The sequence below is a fragment of the Bradyrhizobium murdochi genome (assembly GCF_000472965.1).
Lineage (GTDB): Bacteria > Pseudomonadota > Alphaproteobacteria > Rhizobiales > Xanthobacteraceae > Bradyrhizobium > Bradyrhizobium murdochi.
In genome coordinates this window covers 21,387-40,833 of sequence record NZ_AXAU01000008.1, presented here as the reverse complement: position 1 = coordinate 40,833, position 19,447 = coordinate 21,387, and the positions used below count along the sequence as shown (strand labels likewise).

Below are 19,447 nucleotides of genomic sequence, written 5' to 3'. Positions count from 1 at the left end.
GGACAGATTTCGAAGATCAGCCTCGACGGCTACCAATCGTAGTCGTCGTACATCCACTCCCTTGGGTATCGAGGCCGCGATCTCGCTTGCGGCGGCGACCGTTCGGGTTTGCGGAAGGTCGGAGCCGGCTGGGTCGGACGCGCTGACGTCTTGGGTGGGGTCTGCTCGGAAACCTTCGCGAGATCGCGTTTCATCTCTTCCTGGCTCGTCTTCAACTCCCCAATGGCTTTTGCGTTGTCGCTGGCCATTTGTTGCTGGTTCGCCTTGAGCTGTTCGATGTTTCGCTCCAGGTTCGCGAGATCGCGCGCGATCGTTTGCAGCAACTGAGTCTTGTCGGGGGGCGTGGCGGTCGTTGGCGGCGGAGCGTCTTGCGGCGGTGCGGCCTGAGCCAAGGTTGGTGCCTGCGGTGGTGCTGCTTGCGGTGAGGACTCTTGCGGTGGTGCTGTCTCCGCGGCGGCCAGTTGAACGGTAGACGGAGCGGGCTGCGCGGGAACTGGCGGAGTTTCGGGCGGCAATGATGGAGATGAAGCGGGCTGCGGCGCCCACCAAGCGACAACCTGCTTGGCTCCGCCGCTATAGGACGCCTGCAAAACCAGGGCGGCGACAATGATGCACGCCGCCAGGGGCAACGCGGCGAGGGTTCGGAGCGCCAGCGTTCTTGGTGATTGCGGACCAGGTTGCGGCGATGTCGGATCGGGTCGCGCCGAAGACGGATGCGCGGCATCGCGCTCCATTTTTGCAACCTGTTCAGTCAACCGCGCGAGTTGCTCATCCGCGCGTTTGATCTGTTCGTGGGCCTGCGCGAGCCTCTCATCGGCGTGCGCGCTCGGGGCATCGTGGGGTTCAGTTTCTTTCGGTGTGGAGTTCATTGGCGTTTCCTTTCCGTCCAATGTCATCCGAAGGTGGCCGGCCGAGCATCCGGCAGCGCTCCGTGCAGTCTTGCCCAAAGAATGGCCGCATGATGATAGAATATGGGATTACATGGCGATAGCGTCCTGGAATCCAGGGGGCCAATTCCGGCGGCGTAGCAGAACGGTGCCGCGGCTTTCCTCCCCGGTTCCAGTCGAGCCGGCGGGAGGCACGCAATTCATCCGGCCTAAGTCCGGTCGCGTATGAGCGCGCTGCGAATGAGTTGGTCGCGCGAGGGGAAGTTATTTCCCGGTGCGCTTCTTCTCGATGGTATCCCAGATTTTTGCCGCGACATCCGGGCCGTTGAGACGCTGGATCGCGCGGATTCCGGTCGGGCAGGTCACGTTGATCTCGGTGAGGTTGCCGTCGATCACGTCGATGCCGACGAACAGCAGGCCGCGTTCGCGTAAGTCCGGGCCCAGCGTGTCGCAAATCTCGCGCTCGCGCGGCGTAAGGTCGGTCGCCTGCGCCGCGCCGCCGCGCACCATGTTGGAGCGGAGGTCGTCGGGGGCCGGCACGCGGTTGACGGCGCCGGCGAACTCGCCGTCGACCAGGATGATGCGCTTGTCGCCGTGTTTGACCTCGGGGAGGAAGCGCTGGATCACCCAGGGCTCCCTGAAGGTGACGGAAAACATGTCGAACAGCGAGCCGAAATTCATGTCCTGCGGCATGACGCGAAACACCGCCGCGCCGCCATGGCCGTGCAGCGGCTTCATGACGACCGCGCCATGCTCATCGCGGAACGAATTGATTTCGTCGAGGTCGCGCGAGATCAGCGTCGGCGGCATTAGCTGCGGAAAGTTCAGCACGAACATTTTTTCCGGCGCGTTGCGCACGCTGGCGGGATCGTTGACGACCAGCGTCCTGGGATGGATTCGTTCCAGCAAATGCGTCGAGGTGATGTAGGCGATATCGAACGGCGGCTCCTGCCGCAACAGGATGACGTCGAAGGTTTCGAGCGGCTCGCGCTTCGGCTCTCCCAACGTAAAGTGATCGCCGACCTCGTCGCGCACGGTGAGGTGCTGCACCGGCGCCACCAGCTCCTCGCCGCGCAGCGAGAGCTTGTCCGGGGTGTAGTAGGAAATGCTGTGCCCGCGCTTTTGCGCTTCCAGCATCAGCGCAAAGGTCGAATCGCCGCGGATGTTGATGCGCGCGATGGGGTCCATCTGGACGGCGACATTCAGTTTCATGAGTGAGGTCCGGGTCTCTGGAGGGGATCTTATACGCTGGCGTCGAATGCCGCTAACAGATGGCGTGGCAGACGCCGGGGCGCAATCAGGACGGCGTCAAAACGGAGCTCGAATTCGGCATGCTCGGGATGCGCCATCAGCCAGGCTTGGGCGGCGTCGATGATGCGGGCCTGCTGGCGCGGCGTGACGGCATAGGCGGCGTCATCGAGACTGGCGCGCGCCTTGACCTCGATGAAGGCAATCAAACTGCGCTTCCTCGCCACCAGGTCGATCTCGCCATAGGGGGTGCGGAAGCGCTTTGCGAGAATGCGGTAGCCCTTTGCCATTAGATAGGCCGCGGCGCGGCTTTCGGCTGATAGCCCGGTGCGAAATGCCGCAACTCGCTCGGGCGCAGCGAGTTTCGTGGTCGCGTCAGGCGGCGTGGCGCCGTCAGTCTTCGCCATCGTCGCCCCTGACTTCTTTGGCGAGCTCCAGCGCGCGGGCATAAACTTCGCGGCGCGGGCGGCCCGAAAGCTCGACCGCATGCGCCACGCTGTCCTTGACGCTTTCGCGCGCCAGCGACGATCGCAGCAGGTCGTCGAGGTCATGCTGGGTCATGACATCGGCGTCCTTGCGCGGCGGGCCGACGACGAGCACGAACTCGCCGCGGGTTTCCAGCGTGGCTGCCGTCCTTGCCAGCTCGGCGATGGGGGCGCGCTTGATGTCCTCGTGCAGCTTTGTGAGTTCGCGGCAGATCGCGGCGTCACGCCCGGCCATGATCTCGGCGAGGTCGGCGAGCGTTTCCTGCACGCGGTTGCCGGATTCGAACATCACCAGCGTGGCATCGATTCTTGCCAATTCGGCCAGCCGCGTCCGCCGCGAGACTTGCCGGGCCGGCAAAAATCCCTCGAAGTAAAACCGGTCGGTCGGGAGTGCTGCGACCGAAAGTGCCGTCAGCACCGAGGACGCACCGGGCACCGCGATCACGGCATGGCCGGCGGCAGAGACCTCGCGCACTAGCTTGAAGCCGGGGTCGGAAATCAGGGGCGTGCCGGCATCCGACACCAGCGCGATGGAAGCGCCCTGCGCCAGCCGCTCCAGGATTTTCGGCCGCGCCATCGCCGCGTTGTGCTCGTGATACGGCTTGAGTTCCGCCGAAATCGCATAGCGCTCGATCAGGCGGCGGGTGATGCGGGTGTCCTCGCAGGCGATGATGTCGACGCCGGCCAAGGTCTCCAGCGCGCGCAAAGTGATGTCGCCGAGATTGCCGATCGGGGTTGCCACCAGATAGAGGCCGGGAACCGGCTTCGGGGCATTCAGAACGTGGCCGCCAATCAAAAATGTTCTGTTGGCCGAACCCGGTTCGGTATCGGAGCCGTAGCTTGAACTGGGTTTGGCGCGCATGACGGCAATCTAAAGGGGTCTTGGGGCAAGCGCCATATCTGGCGGGATGGCGGCAAGGGTGGAGTTCCCCTCGGGAAGACAATGCGCGGCGAGGTGTTAATCCTTTTGTTTTGGTTAACTAATCCTCGACAATATGCAGAATCCCAATTGGGTTTAGTAGCGGTTCAGGTGCCTCGGCCCAGAAGGCCGGAATCCTGGCCGACGGCGGTCGGTCAAGAGAAGAGACAGAATGGAAGGCCCGTTCAATCGCAAGTTTGGATCCCCGGACTCGCGGCCGTCAGGCCCGACCCGGCGGACGGTGGTCGGACTTATTCTAGGAGCGCCGTTGCTCGGTGCCTGCTCCGGCGGCGGTCAGATTTCCAACCCGTTCGGCCCGTCCGCACCCGAGGGACCCCCAGGCCCGCAGCAACAGCCGCTTGCGGTCGGCACCGGGCAGGTCAAGGTCGGCCTGATCCTGCCGCTTTCGGCCGCCGGCAATGCCGGCGTCGCCGCGCAATCGATGAAAAACGCGGCCGAGATGGCGCTGGCGGAATTCCAGAATCCGAACATCCAGCTTCTGATCAAGGACGACGGCGGCAGTCCGCAGGGCGCCCAGCAGGTCACCCAGGAGGCGCTCGGCGAAGGCGTGGAAATCGTACTGGGCCCGCTGTTTGCGGCCTCGGTGCCGGCGACTGCGCAACTGACGCGCGCGCGGAACATTCCAGTGATCGCGTTCTCGACCGATTCCAGCGTCGCCGGACGCGGGGTTTATCTGCTGAGCTTCCTGCCCGAATCAGATGTCAACCGGATCGTCGATTATTCCGCCGGCATCGGAAAGCGATCGTTTGCGGCGCTGTTGCCCGACAACGCCTATGGCAATGTGGTGGAAGCGGCGTTCAAGCAGGCGGTCGGCCGCAAAGGCCGTCTCGTCGCCTTCGAGAAATACACCGCCGATCGCGCCGGGGCAGCGCGGACGGTGGCGCAATCGCTCGGCTCGGCCGACGCGCTGTTCATCGCCGACGACGGCGAATCGGTCGTGGCGGCGGCGGATGCCCTGACCGCGGCGGGCGCGAATTTGCGCAACATCCAGTTGCTCGGCACCGGGCTCTGGGACAATCCGCGCGTCTATGCGAGCGCGACGCTGCAGGGCGGGCTTTATGCTGCGCCGGATCCGTCGGGCTTCCGCGCCTTCTCCGGCCGCTACCGCGCCAAATACGGCACGGACCCCGTGCGCACCGCAACGCTCGCTTACGACGCCGTCGCGCTGGTTGCTGCGCTGTCGAAGCAGCAGGGCGGCCAACGCTTTGCGCCAGAGACGCTGACCAACCCGTCGGGCTTTGCCGGCATCGACGGGCTGTTTCGATTCCGCTCCGACGGCACCAACGAGCGCGGGCTTGCGGTGATGAAAGTCGCCAGCGGCGGCAGCACGCCGGTCGCCGGTTCGCCGAAGAGTTTTGGGGCGTGATCTTTCGTCGCCCTGCGTTCCGCAGGAACGACGGCTGTTACGCGGCGAGATCCGCCACCACCGCGTCGAGCACCGGAAAACCGTCCTTCGTCACGCGCAATCTTCCATCGGAGTCGACGGATATCGCACCTTCGTTGCGCAAGATGGCGATCCGGTTTGGATCGAGCGCGCGGCCGGATAGCGCCGCATAACGCCTGGGATCGATGCCCTCCGCGAGCCGTAATCCCATCAGCAAAAATTCGTCGGCGCGTTCTTCGCTGTTGAGGTGGTCGTCGGTGACGACGCCGTGGCCGTTGGCCTCGACGCGCATCAGCCAGGCCTCCGGGCGCTTCTCGGTCGCGGTGGCGTGTCGTGCGCCGTCGATGTCGAGGCGGCCATGCGCGCCGGGACCGATGCCGGCATACTCCTCGCCGCGCCAATAGACGAGATTGTGCTGGCACTCCGCTCCTTCGCGCGCGTGATTGGAAATCTCGTAGGCCGGCAAGCCATGATGCGCGCAGACTTCCTGCGTCACGTCGTAGAGCGCACGCGCCACCGCCTCGTCCGGTGTCTTGAGTTTGCCCGCCGCATGCAGGCCGAAGAACGGCGTGCCTTCCTCGATGGTGAGCTGGTAGAGCGAGAGGTGCTCGGCGGCTTCGGAAATCGCGAGCTTCAGTTCATCCGCCCACATCCGCGGCGTCTGGTCGGGGCGGGCGTAGATCAGGTCGAATGAATAGCGGTCGAACGCGGTGCGCGCGATCGCGACCGCGTCGAGCGCCTCGCGCGCGGTATGCAGCCGTCCGAGCGCTTTGAGCGAGGCGTCGTCAAGCGCCTGCACGCCGAGCGAGACGCGGTTGACGCCGGCTGCGCGATAGCCGCGAAACCGCGTCGCTTCTACGCTGGTCGGGTTGGCTTCGAGCGTGACCTCGACATTGCCGGCGACGCGCCAGTGCTTTCCGATCGCATCCAAAATCGCGCCGACAGTCTGCGGCTGCATCAAGGAAGGCGTGCCGCCGCCGAGAAAGATCGATGTGACGGTTCGCCCCGGCGCGCGCGCCGCCGTGGTTTCGATCTCACGCGCAAACGCGCGCGCAAAACGTTTCTCGTCGATCGGTGCGTGGCGGACGTGGCTGTTGAAATCGCAATAGGGGCATTTCGACAGGCAGAAAGGCCAGTGCACGTAGACGCCGAAGGCATCTTTGGGGCGGGGTCGCTCGCGACTAGCCAAGGCAGATCTCCGCCAGTTTGACGAATGCCCGTGCCCGGTGCGACAGACCAAGCCCGAGCGGCGGCAGGCCATGCTTTTCGATCGAAGTCATCTCGCCAAAGGTCCGCGTGTGCCCGTCGGGCAGGAATACCGGATCATAGCCGAAACCGGCGGTGCCGCGCGGCGGCCAGACCAGGGTTCCGTCGGCTCGGGCCTCGACCTCTTCGAGATGGCCATCGGGCCAGGCGACGCACAAGGCGGAGACGAAATGCGCACTTCGCTTGTCGGGCGTGGTCGCGCCGCGTTCCTGCAACAGGCGCTCGACCCTGGTCATCGCCGCCACGAAATCCTTGCCGTTGCCGGCCCAGCGCGCCGAATAGATGCCGGGCGCGCCGTCGAGCGCGTCGACTACGAGGCCGGAATCATCGGCAAATGCCGGCAATTGCGCGGTTTTCGCCGCCGCGACCGCCTTGATCGCGGCATTGGCCCGAAACGTCTTGCCGGACTCCTCGGGCTCGCCGAGGCCCAGCTCGCCTGCGGAAACCGCCTCGACGCCGTGCGGCGCGAGCAATTCCTGCATCTCGGCGAGCTTGCCGGGATTGTGGGTCGCGATCACGAGCCGGCCGGTGATTCGACGGTGCATGTGCGATCAGACTACGCCACAGCCAGCTTCTGCAAGTCCACCAGACGCGCGACACCCCTGCGCGCCAGTTCCATCAGCGCCAGGAACTCGTCTTGCGAAAACGGCGTCTTCTCGGCGGTGCCCTGCACCTCGATGATGCGGCCGTCACCGGTCATGACGAAATTGGCGTCGGTCTCGGCCTCGGAATCCTCGGCATAGTCGAGGTCGAGCACCGGCGTGCCCTGATAGATGCCGCAGGAGATCGCGGCGACATTGTCGCGCAGCACGTTGGCTTTCAGCATGTTGCGGTTCTTCATCCAACCGATGCAGTCGGCCAGCGCCACCCAGGCGCCGGTGATCGAGGCCGTGCGGGTGCCGCCATCGGCCTGAATCACGTCGCAATCGACCGTGATCTGGCGCTCGCCGAGCGCTTCGAGGTCGACGGCTGCGCGCAAGGAACGGCCGATCAGCCGCTGGATCTCGACGGTGCGCCCGCCCTGCTTGCCGGCGGCGGCCTCGCGACGGGTGCGCTCCAATGTGGCGCGCGGCAGCATGCCATATTCGGCGGTGACCCAGCCGCGGCCCTGGCCTTTCAGCCAGGGCGGCAGCCGTTCTTCCAGCGTAGCCGTGACCAGCACATGGGTGTCGCCGAACTTCACCATGCAGGAACCTTCGGCATATTTGACCACGCCGCGTTCCAGCGACACGGGACGCAACTGATCGGGCGCACGGCGGCTCGGCCGCATGGGAAATCCTTCCAAAAATCGAGCGAAAATTCGTTCGCGGTGCTTGTAGGAGGGGGAGCGGGCAGCGGCAAGGGTTTTTGCCTTGTTTCAGGGTAGAGGTTCGGCTCTGATCAATCAGAATCAAACCTCTGCCTTCTTGTTTTGACGCGTTTTCTTTACGCGAACCGGCGACCACTTCGCTCGAAAACGCTATGCGAAGCGGACGCTTGTCATCGGCGTGCCGGATCGACAAATTAGGGGTATCAGGGAGTTAACAGTGGTCCACCACGATCCGATTGGCCTGATCGCGCCGCATGCGGGGCTCGCCCAGCTCAACGAACGCTCGCGCGATATTTTTCGTCAGATCGTCGAGAGTTATCTCGCGACCGGCGAACCCGTCGGTTCGCGCAATGTATCCCGCTTGATCGCGGTGCCGCTGTCGCCGGCTTCCGTCCGCAATGTGATGTCGGACCTCGAAGCGCTCGGCCTGATCTACGCGCCGCATACTTCGGCCGGCCGGCTGCCCACCGAACTCGGCCTGCGCTTCTTCGTCGACGCCCTGATGCAGGTCGGCGATCTCACCGAACCCGAACGGGAATCGATCCAGAACCAGCTTGCCTCCGTCGGCCGGGCGCAGTCGGTCGAGGCCGCGCTCGGCGAGGCGCTGACGCGGCTGTCCGGCCTGACGCGTGCGGCTGCGGTGGTGCTGACCGCCAAATCCAATTCACGGCTAAAACACATCGAATTCGTGCGGTTGGAGCCGGAGCGCGCGCTGGTGGTGCTGGTCGGCGAAGACGGCCAGGTCGAAAACCGCGTGCTGACGCTGCCGCCCGGCGTGCCTTCCTCGGCACTGACTGAGGCGAGCAATTTTCTCAATGCGCGGATTCGCGGCCGAACGCTGGCTGAAGCGCGGCTCGAACTCGAAACCGCGATGGCGCAGAGCCGCATCGAGCTCGACCAACTGACGCAGAAGGTGATCGAGGCGGGGATTGCGAGCTGGTCGGGCGGCGAAAACGATGACCGGCAGTTGATCGTGCGCGGCCACGCCAACCTGCTGGAAGATTTGCACGCGCTGGAAGATCTCGAACGCGTCAAGTCGCTGTTCGACGATCTCGAGACCAAGCGAGGCGTGATCGACCTGTTGGGCCGGGCCGAGCGCGCCGAAGGCGTGCGGATCTTCATCGGATCGGAGAACAAGCTGTTCTCGCTGTCCGGTTCCTCCACCATCATCGCCCCCTATGGCGACGCGTCGGGCCGTATCGTCGGCGTTCTCGGCGTGATCGGGCCGACAAGGCTGAACTATGCGCGTGTGATTCCGACGGTGGATTACGCCGCCCGCATTGTCAGCCGGATGCTGGGCGGCTGATCCGCCACGAATCGACCCCGATCTTGGCTTTGTCGTTTTGACGCGTTTTCTTCACGCGAACCGGTGCACACCCCCGGATCAAGTCCGAGGGCATGCTTCGCTCGAAAACGCTATGGACCGCTTGATTTTCGGCCCCTAAAGCACGATATCCCGCTCAGCAAATCCCCATCCAACCAGAACCGTTTTTTGAGAAGGCAGTCTTATGACCGATCCCAACCGGCCGAGTGACGACGGGGCACAACCCGCCAACCAGACCGGCGAGCCCGTGGTCTCAAAACCTTACATCATGCCCGACGAGCCCGAGGAAGGATCGGTCGAGGCGTTGACGAAGGAAGTAGCGGAAGCGCGCGACAAGATGCTGCGCACGCTGGCGGAGATGGAAAACCTGCGCAAGCGCACCGCCAAGGAAGTCGCCGATGCGCGCGCCTACGGCATCACCGGCTTCGCCCGCGACATTCTCGAAATCGCCGACAATCTGCAGCGCGCGCTTGATGCCATGCCGGCCGAGACCAAGGCCAGCGCCGACCCGGCGCTGAAGGCTTTCATCGAAGGCGTCGAGCTGACCGAGCGCTCGCTGCTCAACACGCTGGAGAAGAACGGCGTCAAGAAGTTCGATCCGTCGGGCGAGAAATTCGATCCCAATTTCCAGCAGGCGATGTACGAAGTGCCCGATCCGTCCGTTCCGGCAGGCACTGTGGTTCAGGTCGTGCAGGCCGGCTTCATGATCGGCGAGCGCGTACTGCGCCCGGCACTGGTCGGCGTGTCGAAGGGCGGCGCCAAGGCCGCGCCGGCCAACAACGAACCGAACAACGCGGCATAGACGCGAGACCCTCATGGTGAGGAGGCGTGTCAGCGCCGTCTCGAACCATGAAGGCCCCGCTGCAGTATCTCGGCCTTCATTCTTCGAAGCGCGCAGGCGCGCTCCTCAGGATGAGGGCCTGATGCCAGCTTGGACTTACAGCGACTTCTCGTCCGCCGTCGGCCGATAGGTGCCAAAACTCCAGAGATTGCCTTCCGGGTCGCGGCAGGCGAAGTCGCGGCTGCCATAGTCGGTGTCGCGCAGTTCCATTTCGATCTTGCCGCCAGCGGCCTTCACTTTGGCACACAGCGCGTCGGGATCATCGACCGCGACATAGAGCGCGTCGGTGCGGCGGCCGCCGATATCACCGACGAGCTTGCCGTATTCGTCTTCCCTGCACTGGCCGAGCATCAGGATCGAGGGCCCAAAGGCAAGCTCGGCGTGATGGATGGTGCCGCCGTTCCGGCAGACGGCGCGTTCGGTGAAACCAACGACCTCCTTGAGCCAGCGGATCATCGCTTCGGCATCCCGGCAACGCATCGTCGGATAAAGGCGCGGCGCTTCGCTTTTGCTTGGACTGGTCACGGGCAACTCCTCGCATTGCGTTACCTCGCCAATATCGCGAGGCGAGGTGGGGCGGCTTGAAGATTTGTTACCTGACCGGCTACGCGTCCAGTGCGTCCAGCGGGCGCAGCAGGCGGCTGTCGGTCAGCGCCAGCCGGTGGGCCCACGATGTTGGCGTTTCGCCCGCAAGAGTTGAAAATTCGCGGGCGAGGTGCGCCTGATCGGCATAGCCGCTCTCGGCCGCAATCCCGGCCCAGCCGTGCGCCTCTCCTGCATGTGCGAGCCGGCAGGCTTGATGAAAACGCATGATGCGGGCGACCGGCTTCGGCGCGAGACCGAGTTCGGATCGAAAACGATTCACCAGGTGCTTGCGGCTCCAGCCTATCTCTTTCGCGAGCGCGGTGATCCGCGCGCCGCCCGCAGTGCGCGCCAATCGTCGATAGGCGAATTCGATCTCCAGGGACGGCAGGTGGTTGGCGCGAACGGCAACAAAATCCTCGACCAGATCGAATCGATCCTGCCAGCGGGATATAGCGCCGAGCCGGTCGCGCAGCTCGCGGCCCTCGCGGCCCAGCACGGCGGCGATGTCGACCATGCGCGCGGCGAGATCGGCAACGGCCCCGCCAAAGAAGCGATAGGCGCCAAGCGGCGTGAAATCCACCTGCACGCATTCGGCGCCGCCGTCGGACTCGATATGGACCGGGCCGGCATAAAGCCCGGCGGCGAAGCTCGGCTGCCGGTCGGCTGCGTCAGGCTCGCGCCCCAGCGCGATCAGGAACGGCGTGCCGAAGCTGATGATCAGCGGTACCACCAGCGATGCGGGTTCGCGCTGGGAGAACCGGCCGCGCGCCGTTTCGCGATAACCCGTCATCCCGGAAATGAGACTAGCCGTGCGCTGCGACGGCGCACGACGGGCCAGTTCGAACGCAAACGGAGCCGCCGGATCGGACATCCTCGCTCTCCAATTGGCCTCCGAAGAGGACGGACGTTAAGCCGCGATATCGCTCGACTGGATGCGCTTGACGCCGACCTTGGTCATATCGGCCCAGGCCTTGGCGAGCGAGCCCTGGGTGTCGATGCCGCGGCAGGCGTCCTCGATCACGTAAGTCTCAAAGCCTGCCTTGCGCGCATCCAGCGCGCTCCATGCCACGCAGAAATCGGTCGCAAGGCCGGCGAGGAAAACCCGCTTCACCTTGCGCGCCTTCAGGTAGGCCGCGAGCCCCGTCGTGGTCTTGCCGTCGGCCTCGGTGAAGGCCGAATAGCTGTCGACGTCCTTGTGAAAACCCTTGCGGATAACGAGGCCGGCATGCGGGATTGCGAGGTCCTTTGATAGCGACGCTCCCTCGGTCCCCTGTACGCAGTGATCCGGCCACAGCACCTGCTTGCCGTAGGGAAGATTGATGGTTTCGAACGGCCTCTTGCCGGAATGGGTGGAGGCGAACGAGACGTGGTCCGCGGTGTGCCAGTCCTGCGTCATCACCACATTGGCAAAGCCCTTGGCGATGCGGTTGATGACGGGCACCACCTGGTCGCCGTCTTTCACGGCCAGGCTGCCGCCTGGCAAGAAGCAGTTTTGCACGTCGATAACGAGGAGCGCGGAAGCGTTGTCGGGTTTCATCGGTGCAGCCCATGGCGTCGTTGGAACGAGGGCGAGGGCGGATGCCGCGCCAAAGCCTGTCAGAACCAGCCTGCGAGAAAGCATAGCGCGTCTCCCCTGTCATGAACCCGGCAGGGGGAAGGCTAGTTCCATTGGTGTACGAACGAAAGCCCGAAATTTCGGCGCGTCCTGAATGTCAGGGCGCGCGCCGTTTTTCGAATTTCGCGATCAGGCTCGCGGCCGGATTCCGTCGCGTACGGCGCGGAAGCGCGGAAAGGCTTTGGTCCAATCATCGCGCGGCGAAGAGCCGATGATGCGCATCGAGGTCTGGGAGCCGAACCGCAGCCATTGCACGATCGTCACCGGCGTATTGTCCTTGCCGCTGATGGCATCGATCCGGGTCTCGTAGCCGGGCTGGCCGTCGATGCGGACCGGCTCCGACATCGTGATCCTGCCGTCGCGTACGCCCGGAATGGTGGTCGCGATCTGCTGGGCAAAGCGGCCGCGATCGTCAGGCGACGCTGCCGTCGAGCCGATCAGGCCGATGATCATGAAAGGCGCGACCTCGAAACCTTTCTTTTCGTCGCTGTCGGAGAGAATGAGGGCGGCGCCCGGTGCCAGCGTGCGGACATTCTTGAAGCTCGAGAGCTCGCTGATCTTGAACGGCATCATCCCGAGCTGTTCCTCGACAGGAACCTCAACGCGGATCACGGCCGATGCGAACATCTGGCGCATGGCATCGTCGGTGTAGATCTTCGAGGCGTTCTCCGGCACCTGCACGGCGACGTAGCCGGAGAAGGTGGGGCCGGGCAGGATCATGGAATAGCGCCGCACGTTGGTGGCGCCGTCCTTGGCGTTCTCGACGGTATAGTAGGCGAGCCCCGCTTTGGTCTCGATGCTCTCCGGCTTGATGCCGCCAGTGCCGCCGGGATTGGCCTTGAAGGCATTGGCGACCTCGCCATAGGCCTCGGCGGGCAGGTCGGCGACCAGGACCTTGACGCCCTGGTCTTCGGTCTCGAATCCCGTGAACGTTCTGGCTTTGTTGAGGCCGACCAGCGGCGTCATGCCGACCCTGGCGCCCGGCGGGAAAACCGGGTCCGCGGCGAACGCGGAGGAGGTGGCGGCAACGAGAAGGGCAACCGCAGCAAAGTATCTAAGTGGCTTCATGGAGGGTCTACCGGGTTTGCATGGAGGCCGTTCAAAGATCGGACGGTGGAGCTGGGTGGAATGTGGGCCTCGGGGGCGCGCGACTGGGTCGTTCCGTTCGGCCCGCTTTTAGCGGTTTTGGTGTCCCTGCAACAGGGCAGGGCGGGCGTCCGTTCCCCCGCCTCGCTCTTATATGTTGGCCTTTCGCGGCATTCTGCCCAGTCTCCGAGCGCTTTTTTTGGGCGCTTCCAGCGGCCAAATACCGCGTCCGCTCAACCGGCGGCGGTCCACGCCGTGAGGATGCTGCCGTATCGCTGTGCAACGCTTCGGGGTGTGAGCGATAAAGGAGTTGCCGATTTCTTAACGCCGGTCACGCTACCGGGGGCCCGGCCCCAGGCGGCACAATCTTTCAAACGCCAGCCTTTTCAGGCCTTAAGCTTGCGCTCGGTCCTTGCAGGCACAACCCCCCCTCCTATATGAGGCTCACCGTCGCAATATCGCGAGTATTTGAACGTTGGGGGTTCGGTTAGGTGCGCCGTCCAGGGCCCAGCCAACCTGCCGCAAAAAGAAGGATATGAGGACCATGGGAAAGGTCATTGGGATCGATCTCGGCACCACGAATTCGTGTGTCGCCGTAATGGATGGCAAGACTGCAAAAGTCATCGAGAACGCGGAGGGCATGCGCACCACGCCTTCGATCGTTGCCGTCACCGATGACGGCGAGCGCCTCGTTGGCCAGCCTGCCAAGCGCCAGGCGGTGACCAATCCCGAGCGGACGTTCTTCGCGGTGAAGCGCCTGATTGGCCGCCGCCATGAGGACCCGATGGTCGAGAAGGACAAGAAGCTGGTTCCCTACAAGATCGTCAAGGCATCGAACGGCGACGCCTGGGTCGAGGCCGACGGCAAGACCTATTCGCCCTCGCAGGTCTCCGCCTTCATCCTGCAGAAGATGAAGGAGACCGCGGAAGCCCATCTCGGCCAGAAGGTCGAGCAGGCCGTCATTACGGTTCCCGCCTACTTCAACGACGCGCAGCGTCAGGCCACCAAGGATGCCGGCAAGATCGCCGGTCTTGAAGTGCTGCGCATCATCAACGAGCCGACGGCGGCAGCGCTCGCTTACGGTCTCGACAAATCGAAATCCGGCACCATCGCGGTTTACGACCTCGGCGGCGGCACCTTCGACGTCTCGATTCTCGAAATCGGCGACGGCGTGTTCGAGGTGAAGTCGACCAACGGCGATACCTTCCTCGGCGGCGAAGATTTCGACATGCGCCTGGTCGGCTATCTCGCCGACGAGTTCCAGAAGGAGCAGGGCATCAACCTGCGCAACGACAAGCTCGCCCTGCAGCGCCTGAAGGAGGCGGCTGAAAAGGCCAAGATCGAGCTGTCTTCGACAACGCAGACCGAAATCAACCTGCCGTTCATCACGGCCGACCAGACCGGGCCGAAGCATCTGACGATGAAACTGACGCGCGCCAAGTTCGAGGCGCTCGTCGACGATCTCATTCAGAAGACCATCGAGCCCTGCCGCAAGGCGCTGAAGGACGCAGGGCTGACCGCCGCCGAAATCGGCGAAGTGGTGCTGGTCGGCGGCATGACCCGCATGCCGAAGGTCCAGGAGGTCGTGAAGCAGTTGTTCGGCAAGGAGCCGCACAAGGGCGTCAACCCGGACGAAGTCGTCGCCATCGGTGCGGCCATTCAAGCGGGCGTGCTGCAGGGCGACGTCAAGGACGTGCTGCTGCTCGACGTGACGCCGTTGTCGCTCGGCATCGAGACGCTGGGTGGCGTGTTCACCCGCATCATCGATCGCAACACCACGATCCCGACCAAGAAGAGCCAGGTGTTCTCGACCGCCGAGGACAACCAGAATGCCGTCACCATCCGCGTCTTCCAGGGCGAGCGTGAAATGGCGGCCGACAACAAGGTGCTCGGTCAGTTCGACCTGATGGGCATTCCGCCGGCGCCGCGCGGCATGCCGCAGATCGAGGTCACCTTCGACATCGACGCCAACGGCATCGTCAATGTCTCGGCCAGGGACAAGGCGACCGGCAAGGAGCAGCAGATCCGGATTCAGGCATCCGGCGGCCTCTCCGAAGCCGACATCCAGAAGATGGTCAAGGACGCCGAGGCCAACGCGGCCGAGGACAAGAAGCGACGCGAGGCGGTCGACGCCAAGAACCATGCCGACGCGCTGGTGCATTCCACCGAGAAGGCGCTGGCCGAGCACGGTTCGAAGGTGGAAGACTCAGAGCGCCGCGCCATCGAGGACGCCGTCAGCGATTTGAAGGAAGCGCTGAAGGGCGACGACGCCGAGGCCATCAAGGCCAAGACCAACACGCTGGCGCAGGCTTCGATGAAGCTCGGCGAGGCCATGTACAAGCAGCAGGCCGAGGCGGACGCCAAGCGGGATGCTGCCAAGGATGACGTTGTCGACGCGGAGTTCACCGAGGTCGACGACGACAAGAACAACAAGAAGTCAGCATAAGCGGGCTTTCGGTCATGACCCTCATCCAAAAGAGCGCACGGCTCGCGTTCGATGGGTGGGGGTCATTTTTCTTTAAGCCGATGGCGGCATCTTCGACTGCGGGTGCTTTCGGCATGAAGACGAATTTCGGGCGGGTTTGACTGATGTCCACCAAGCGCTGCTATTACGAAACCCTGGAAGTCGATCGGAACGCGGACGAGTCCAAGCTCAAGTCGGCCTTCCGCAAGCTGGCGATGAAATGGCATCCGGACAGGAATCCAGGCGATGCCGCCAGCGAAATGAAGTTCAAGGAAATCAACGAGGCCTACGAAGTCCTCAAAGACGGTGACAAGCGCGCCGCCTATGATCGCTATGGCCATGCCGCGTTCGAGCAAGGCATGGGCGGCGGTGGTCCTGGCTTCGGCGCCGGCTTCGCCTCGTCGTTTTCAGATATTTTCGAGGACCTGTTCGGCATGGCCGGGCAGCGCGGGCGCGGCGGCGGACGCGAGCGTGGCGCCGATCTGCGCTACAACATGGAAATCACGCTCGAGGAAGCCTACCTCGGTAAGACCGCGCAGATCGAAATTCCGGTCTCGGTCACCTGCGAGCCCTGTTCGGGCACCGGCGCCAAGGCCGGCACCAAGCCGAAGACCTGCGCGATGTGCGGCGGCGCCGGCCGCGTCCGTCAGGCTCAGGGCTTCTTCACGCTGGAGCGGACCTGCCCCGGCTGTCAGGGCCGCGGTCAGATGATCGAGGACGCCTGCCCGAATTGCTCGGGCACGGGGCGGGTAACGCGCGACCGGACGTTGTCGGTCAACATTCCGCCGGGTGTCGAGGACGGCACGCGTATCCGGCTGGCCGGCGAAGGCGAGGCCGGTGTCCGCGGCGGCCCGCCCGGCGACCTCTACATTTTCTTGTCGCTGGCCACCCACGAATTCTTCCAGCGCGACGGCGCCGATTTGCACTGCCGGGTTCCGATCTCGATGGTCGCGGCCGCGCTCGGCGGCGAATTCGAAGTGCCCACCATCGACAAGGGCAAGACCAAGGTGAAGGTGCCGGCTGGAACGCAGTCCGGCCGCCGTTTCCGCATTGCATCAAAGGGCATGCCGGTGCTCCGCTCGCGCCAGACCGGCGACATGTATGTCCAGGTCATGGTCGAAACGCCGCAGAATCTGACCAAGAAGCAGCAGGAACTGCTCGCCGAGTTCGAAAAGCTGTCCTCCGGGGCAACCCAGCCGGAGGCGGTGGGCTTCTTCACCAAGGTCAAGGACTTCTTCGGCAGCCGCGCGGGCTCCTGAACCGCATGCACGTCGCCCGGGCGAGCGCCCTGTTCTCGCCCGGCAGTCATGATTCATTCAGCTTGCACAGGGTGTTATCGCCGGATCGCGGGCACTTTGGCGCCTCTGGCGCATTACCGTTTGGCTTGACCATACCCCCGTCGACCTATACGTGTTCATGACTGTTTTTTGACATTCCCGCCCGTCAGCGGGTCCCGCCTGGTAGCGACATGCCTTTGCAATCGTCCGTGCGTGCGTTGAAGAAGCCTCGTCTCGACGACGAGGTGCGCTTCCTTCGTTCATGGATTGAAAAGCCGCTGCACATGGGCGCGGTGATGCCGTCGAGCAAGGTGCTCGCTCGCACCATGGCGCAATATGTCGATGTCGATTCCGAAGGGCCGGTCATCGAACTTGGGCCCGGGACCGGCGCGATCACCAACGCGCTGATCGAACACGGCGTAGATCAGAAGCGGCTCGTGCTGGTCGAATATAATCCGGGCTTCTGCGCTCTGCTGCGCGATCGCTATCCTCAGGCCAAGGTCGTACAGGGCGATGCCTACACGCTTCGCGCTTCGCTCGGAGATGTGCTGGATGCGCCGGCGTCTGCCGTGATCTCCGGCCTGCCGCTCGTGACAAAACCGATGCTGACCCGTCTGAAGCTGATCCGCGACGCCTTCCTGGCGCTGGCGCCGGGCGCGCCCTTCGTGCAGTTCACCTATTCGGTGGCACCGCCGATTCCGAAATCGCTGCCGGGCGTGTCCACAGAGGCGTCCGAGCGGATCTGGATGAACCTTCCGCCCGCGCGGGTCTGGGTGTATCGCAAGGGCTAAGCCGTGCGCTGCGCGCGGCCGGTTAGCCCCTACTGCGATTTCTAAGAAATGTCCGCGCTGAAAATCCTCGTGATCCCGGGATCGCTCCGCACCGGCTCGCTCAATGTGAGGCTGGCGGCGGTGGCCGCGTATGAGCTGGCGCAAGCCGGCGCCGAAGTCACCCGTATCTCGCTGGTTGATTTCCCGCTGCCGATCTATGACGGCGACCTGCAGGCCAAATCGGGCGTGCCGAAACACGCGGCCAACCTGAAGCGGATGATGGCGGCCCATCATGGCGTGCTGATCGTGACGCCGGAATACAATTCCTCGGTGCCGGCGCTGGTGAAAAACACCATCGACTGGGTGAGCCGGGTGCAGGACGCGCACGAGACCCGCGGCCAGGTGTTTCGCGATCGGGTGTTTGCGATTGCGTCGGCCTCCGGCAACCGGCTCGGTGGCGCCCGCGCGCTGGCCGCGCTGCGGCTGATCCTGTCGGCGTGTCATGCAACCGTGATACCAAACCAGTTAGCGCTGGCGTTCGCCGACGATGCTTATGACGAGATGGACCGCCTGAAGAATGCCGCCGATGCCGAGGGGCTGAAAGCGCTGGTGCGGCAGTTGATCGACGTTTCCCAACGCATGATGTGAGGTGACATGCAGCCAGCCAGTATCGCGCCGAAGGATCGGCTGATCGTCGCGCTCGACCTGCCCGGGGTGACTGAAGCGGAAGCGTTGATCGCGCGGCTTGGCGACAGCGTGAGTTTCTACAAGATCGGCTATCAGCTCGCCTATGCAGGCGGATTGCCGCTGGCGCAGCAACTGGCGAAGTCGGGCAAGAAGGTTTTTATTGATCTCAAGCTGCACGACATCGGCAATACGGTGGCGCGCGGCGTGGAGAGCGTCGCCAAACTCGGCGCGACCTTCCTCACCGTGCACGCCTATCCGCAGACCATGAAGGCCGCGGTCGAGGCGCGCCAAGGCTCGGGCCTGAAAATTCTCGCGGTTACCGTGCTGACCTCTTACGACGATGGCGACCTGCATGCCGCCGGCTATCGTCTCAACGTCTCCGACCTGGTGGAAGCGCGCGCCCAGCAGGCGCAGGTGCTCGGCGTCGACGGCCTCGTCAGCTCGCCGGAAGAGGCAGCCGCGTTGCGCAAGATCGTCGGTCACCAGATGCATCTGGTGACGCCGGGTATCCGCCCTGCGGGCGCTGCGACCGGCGACCAGAAGCGCATCATGACGCCGGCGCGGGCAATCGGTGCCGGCGCCGACTATCTGGTGGTCGGGCGGCCGATCACGGAAGCCGCCGATCCCAGGCTTGCTGCGGATGCCATTCAGGCGGAAATCAAGCAGGCGATCACGTAACAACATGGAGATTGAGATGGCCAAAGGATACTGGATCGGACGCGTCGACGTTCACAATGACGAGGGCTACAAGCCATACATGGCGGCCAACCCGGCCATCTTCCAGAAATTCGGCGGGCGCTTCATCGTGCGCGGCGGCCAGTTCACCGCGGTCGAAGGCCAAAGCCGCTCGCGCAATGTCGTGATCGAGTTTCCCGATTACGAAACTGCGCTGGCCTGCTACAATTCGCCGGAATATCAGGCCAACATCAAGGTCCGTCAGCCGCACTCGATTGCGGACCTCATCGTCATCGAGGGCTATGACGGCCCGCAGCCCTGAGCGCCCATTATTTCACGGTCTACATCTGCGCTCCTCAGGGGCCAATGCAAAGATGCGGGAGGTCCGGTAGAAGCGGCTAGTTTCGCGCCGCTTCGCGGGACCTCACCGTCTCAAGAAAATCGCATCAAGAAATATGTGCGAATGTTTCCGATCGTGCTTGGCCGATCGGCTCCCGTCGAAAAATAGCAAATAGCTGATCGTGATTCCAAGCGAACGCGGGGTCTGCGGGCCAAACGTCCGCTATCAGACATTTCTTTTGTCCCCATATGGGGATTGTGACGC

Annotated in this window: 20 protein-coding genes; 9 read left to right on the top strand and 11 right to left on the bottom strand. The window is 63.9% G+C overall.

Features of this window, described 5'->3' with window-relative positions:
• Positions 1 to 29: 29 nt before the first annotated feature.
• The 4 genes from YUO_RS0116675 to rsmI all read right to left on the bottom strand — a co-directional run bounded on the left by YUO_RS0116675 (position 30) and on the right by rsmI (position 3,482).
• Positions 30 to 869: a hypothetical protein gene (locus tag YUO_RS0116675; RefSeq protein WP_028348300.1), complete on the bottom strand. Its 840-nt coding sequence runs from the start codon at positions 867 to 869 to the stop codon at positions 30 to 32.
• Positions 870 to 1,151: 282 nt separating this feature from the next.
• Entirely contained in the window at positions 1,152 to 2,099 is a 948-nt protein-coding gene (gene gshB / locus YUO_RS0116670; RefSeq protein ID WP_028348299.1) for a glutathione synthase, read from the bottom strand.
• 29 nt (positions 2,100 to 2,128) lie between these two features.
• A complete protein-coding gene (locus tag YUO_RS0116665; RefSeq protein ID WP_028348298.1) occupies positions 2,129 to 2,542 on the bottom strand; it encodes a YraN family protein in 414 nt (137 codons plus the stop codon).
• Positions 2,529 to 3,482: a 16S rRNA (cytidine(1402)-2'-O)-methyltransferase gene (rsmI, locus tag YUO_RS0116660; protein WP_028348297.1), complete on the bottom strand. Its 954-nt coding sequence runs from the start codon at positions 3,480 to 3,482 to the stop codon at positions 2,529 to 2,531. The genes YUO_RS0116665 and rsmI overlap by 14 nt, the downstream gene beginning before the upstream one ends.
• A gap of 229 nt (positions 3,483 to 3,711) precedes the next feature.
• Here rsmI and YUO_RS0116655 point away from each other — a divergent pair, with 229 nt between their 5' ends.
• Positions 3,712 to 4,926, top strand: a complete 1,215-nt coding sequence (locus YUO_RS0116655; protein ID WP_028348296.1) for a penicillin-binding protein activator — start codon at positions 3,712 to 3,714, stop codon at positions 4,924 to 4,926.
• Positions 4,927 to 4,963: 37 nt separating this feature from the next.
• Here the strand turns inward: YUO_RS0116655 and hemW are convergent, their stop codons facing one another.
• Genes hemW through rph form a run of 3 tightly spaced genes read right to left on the bottom strand, consistent with a single transcriptional unit; the run spans position 4,964 to position 7,480 of the window.
• Complete coding sequence (gene hemW / locus YUO_RS0116650; protein ID WP_028348295.1) at positions 4,964 to 6,133, bottom strand: radical SAM family heme chaperone HemW; 1,170 nt, start codon at positions 6,131 to 6,133, stop codon at positions 4,964 to 4,966.
• Positions 6,126 to 6,755: an RdgB/HAM1 family non-canonical purine NTP pyrophosphatase gene (rdgB, locus tag YUO_RS0116645; RefSeq protein ID WP_028348294.1), complete on the bottom strand. Its 630-nt coding sequence runs from the start codon at positions 6,753 to 6,755 to the stop codon at positions 6,126 to 6,128. The genes hemW and rdgB overlap by 8 nt, the downstream gene beginning before the upstream one ends.
• A gap of 11 nt (positions 6,756 to 6,766) precedes the next feature.
• Entirely contained in the window at positions 6,767 to 7,480 is a 714-nt protein-coding gene (gene rph / locus YUO_RS0116640; RefSeq protein ID WP_028348293.1) for a ribonuclease PH, read from the bottom strand.
• A 256-nt stretch (positions 7,481 to 7,736) separates the two neighbouring features.
• Here rph and hrcA point away from each other — a divergent pair, with 256 nt between their 5' ends.
• Complete coding sequence (gene hrcA, locus YUO_RS0116635) at positions 7,737 to 8,825, top strand: heat-inducible transcriptional repressor HrcA (RefSeq protein WP_028348292.1); 1,089 nt, start codon at positions 7,737 to 7,739, stop codon at positions 8,823 to 8,825.
• Between the two features lie 202 nt (positions 8,826 to 9,027).
• A complete protein-coding gene (grpE, locus tag YUO_RS0116630) occupies positions 9,028 to 9,645 on the top strand; it encodes a nucleotide exchange factor GrpE (protein ID WP_028348291.1) in 618 nt (205 codons plus the stop codon).
• Between the two features lie 135 nt (positions 9,646 to 9,780).
• On the opposite strand, the gene YUO_RS0116625 is transcribed toward grpE, so the two are convergent.
• The 4 genes from YUO_RS0116625 to YUO_RS0116610 form a co-directional block, all read right to left on the bottom strand.
• A complete protein-coding gene (locus YUO_RS0116625; protein WP_028348290.1) occupies positions 9,781 to 10,209 on the bottom strand; it encodes a VOC family protein in 429 nt (142 codons plus the stop codon).
• A gap of 79 nt (positions 10,210 to 10,288) precedes the next feature.
• Complete coding sequence (locus YUO_RS0116620; RefSeq protein ID WP_028348289.1) at positions 10,289 to 11,140, bottom strand: helix-turn-helix domain-containing protein; 852 nt, start codon at positions 11,138 to 11,140, stop codon at positions 10,289 to 10,291.
• Between the two features lie 36 nt (positions 11,141 to 11,176).
• On the bottom strand, positions 11,177 to 11,890 hold the full coding sequence (gene pncA, locus YUO_RS0116615) for a bifunctional nicotinamidase/pyrazinamidase (RefSeq protein ID WP_028348288.1): 714 nt from the start codon (positions 11,888 to 11,890) through the stop codon (positions 11,177 to 11,179).
• Between the two features lie 123 nt (positions 11,891 to 12,013).
• A complete protein-coding gene (locus YUO_RS0116610; RefSeq protein ID WP_028348287.1) occupies positions 12,014 to 12,952 on the bottom strand; it encodes a hypothetical protein in 939 nt (312 codons plus the stop codon).
• Between the two features lie 562 nt (positions 12,953 to 13,514).
• On the opposite strand from YUO_RS0116610, the gene dnaK reads away from it, so the two are divergent.
• The 6 genes from dnaK (at position 13,515) to YUO_RS0116575 (ending at position 19,165) form a co-directional block, all read left to right on the top strand.
• Positions 13,515 to 15,416: a molecular chaperone DnaK gene (gene dnaK, locus YUO_RS0116605; protein WP_028348286.1), complete on the top strand. Its 1,902-nt coding sequence runs from the start codon at positions 13,515 to 13,517 to the stop codon at positions 15,414 to 15,416.
• 143 nt (positions 15,417 to 15,559) lie between these two features.
• Complete coding sequence (gene dnaJ / locus YUO_RS0116595) at positions 15,560 to 16,693, top strand: molecular chaperone DnaJ (RefSeq protein ID WP_028348285.1); 1,134 nt, start codon at positions 15,560 to 15,562, stop codon at positions 16,691 to 16,693.
• 209 nt (positions 16,694 to 16,902) lie between these two features.
• The gene (locus YUO_RS0116590) at positions 16,903 to 17,502 is read left to right on the top strand and encodes a class I SAM-dependent methyltransferase (RefSeq protein WP_028348284.1); all 600 of its coding nucleotides are present in this window, start codon (positions 16,903 to 16,905) and stop codon (positions 17,500 to 17,502) included.
• Positions 17,503 to 17,550: 48 nt separating this feature from the next.
• The gene (locus tag YUO_RS0116585) at positions 17,551 to 18,129 is read left to right on the top strand and encodes an NADPH-dependent FMN reductase (RefSeq protein ID WP_028348283.1); all 579 of its coding nucleotides are present in this window, start codon (positions 17,551 to 17,553) and stop codon (positions 18,127 to 18,129) included.
• A gap of 6 nt (positions 18,130 to 18,135) precedes the next feature.
• The gene (gene pyrF / locus YUO_RS0116580; protein WP_028348282.1) at positions 18,136 to 18,846 is read left to right on the top strand and encodes an orotidine-5'-phosphate decarboxylase; all 711 of its coding nucleotides are present in this window, start codon (positions 18,136 to 18,138) and stop codon (positions 18,844 to 18,846) included.
• Positions 18,847 to 18,862: 16 nt separating this feature from the next.
• A complete protein-coding gene (locus tag YUO_RS0116575) occupies positions 18,863 to 19,165 on the top strand; it encodes a DUF1330 domain-containing protein (RefSeq protein WP_028348281.1) in 303 nt (100 codons plus the stop codon).
• The last annotated feature ends 282 nt before the right edge of the window (positions 19,166 to 19,447 follow it).

Bases quoted from the DNA above. Each gene is read 5' to 3' on its own strand.
- YUO_RS0116675 (WP_028348300.1), bottom strand. From the start codon at position 869: ATGAACTCCACACCGAAAGAAACTGAACCCCACGATGCCCCGAGCGCG.
- gshB (WP_028348299.1), bottom strand. From the start codon at position 2,099: ATGAAACTGAATGTCGCCGTCCAGATGGACCCCATCGCGCGCATCAAC.
- YUO_RS0116665 (WP_028348298.1), bottom strand. From the start codon at position 2,542: ATGGCGAAGACTGACGGCGCCACGCCGCCTGACGCGACCACGAAACTC.
- rsmI (WP_028348297.1), bottom strand. From the start codon at position 3,482: ATGCGCGCCAAACCCAGTTCAAGCTACGGCTCCGATACCGAACCGGGT.
- YUO_RS0116655 (WP_028348296.1), top strand. From the start codon at position 3,712: ATGGAAGGCCCGTTCAATCGCAAGTTTGGATCCCCGGACTCGCGGCCG.
- rdgB (WP_028348294.1), bottom strand. From the start codon at position 6,755: ATGCACCGTCGAATCACCGGCCGGCTCGTGATCGCGACCCACAATCCC.
- rph (WP_028348293.1), bottom strand. From the start codon at position 7,480: ATGCGGCCGAGCCGCCGTGCGCCCGATCAGTTGCGTCCCGTGTCGCTG.
- grpE (WP_028348291.1), top strand. From the start codon at position 9,028: ATGACCGATCCCAACCGGCCGAGTGACGACGGGGCACAACCCGCCAAC.
- YUO_RS0116620 (WP_028348289.1), bottom strand. From the start codon at position 11,140: ATGTCCGATCCGGCGGCTCCGTTTGCGTTCGAACTGGCCCGTCGTGCG.
- pncA (WP_028348288.1), bottom strand. From the start codon at position 11,890: ATGCTTTCTCGCAGGCTGGTTCTGACAGGCTTTGGCGCGGCATCCGCC.
- YUO_RS0116610 (WP_028348287.1), bottom strand. From the start codon at position 12,952: ATGAAGCCACTTAGATACTTTGCTGCGGTTGCCCTTCTCGTTGCCGCC.
- dnaK (WP_028348286.1), top strand. From the start codon at position 13,515: ATGGGAAAGGTCATTGGGATCGATCTCGGCACCACGAATTCGTGTGTC.
- dnaJ (WP_028348285.1), top strand. From the start codon at position 15,560: ATGTCCACCAAGCGCTGCTATTACGAAACCCTGGAAGTCGATCGGAAC.
- YUO_RS0116590 (WP_028348284.1), top strand. From the start codon at position 16,903: ATGCCTTTGCAATCGTCCGTGCGTGCGTTGAAGAAGCCTCGTCTCGAC.
- YUO_RS0116585 (WP_028348283.1), top strand. From the start codon at position 17,551: ATGTCCGCGCTGAAAATCCTCGTGATCCCGGGATCGCTCCGCACCGGC.
- pyrF (WP_028348282.1), top strand. From the start codon at position 18,136: ATGCAGCCAGCCAGTATCGCGCCGAAGGATCGGCTGATCGTCGCGCTC.
- YUO_RS0116575 (WP_028348281.1), top strand. From the start codon at position 18,863: ATGGCCAAAGGATACTGGATCGGACGCGTCGACGTTCACAATGACGAG.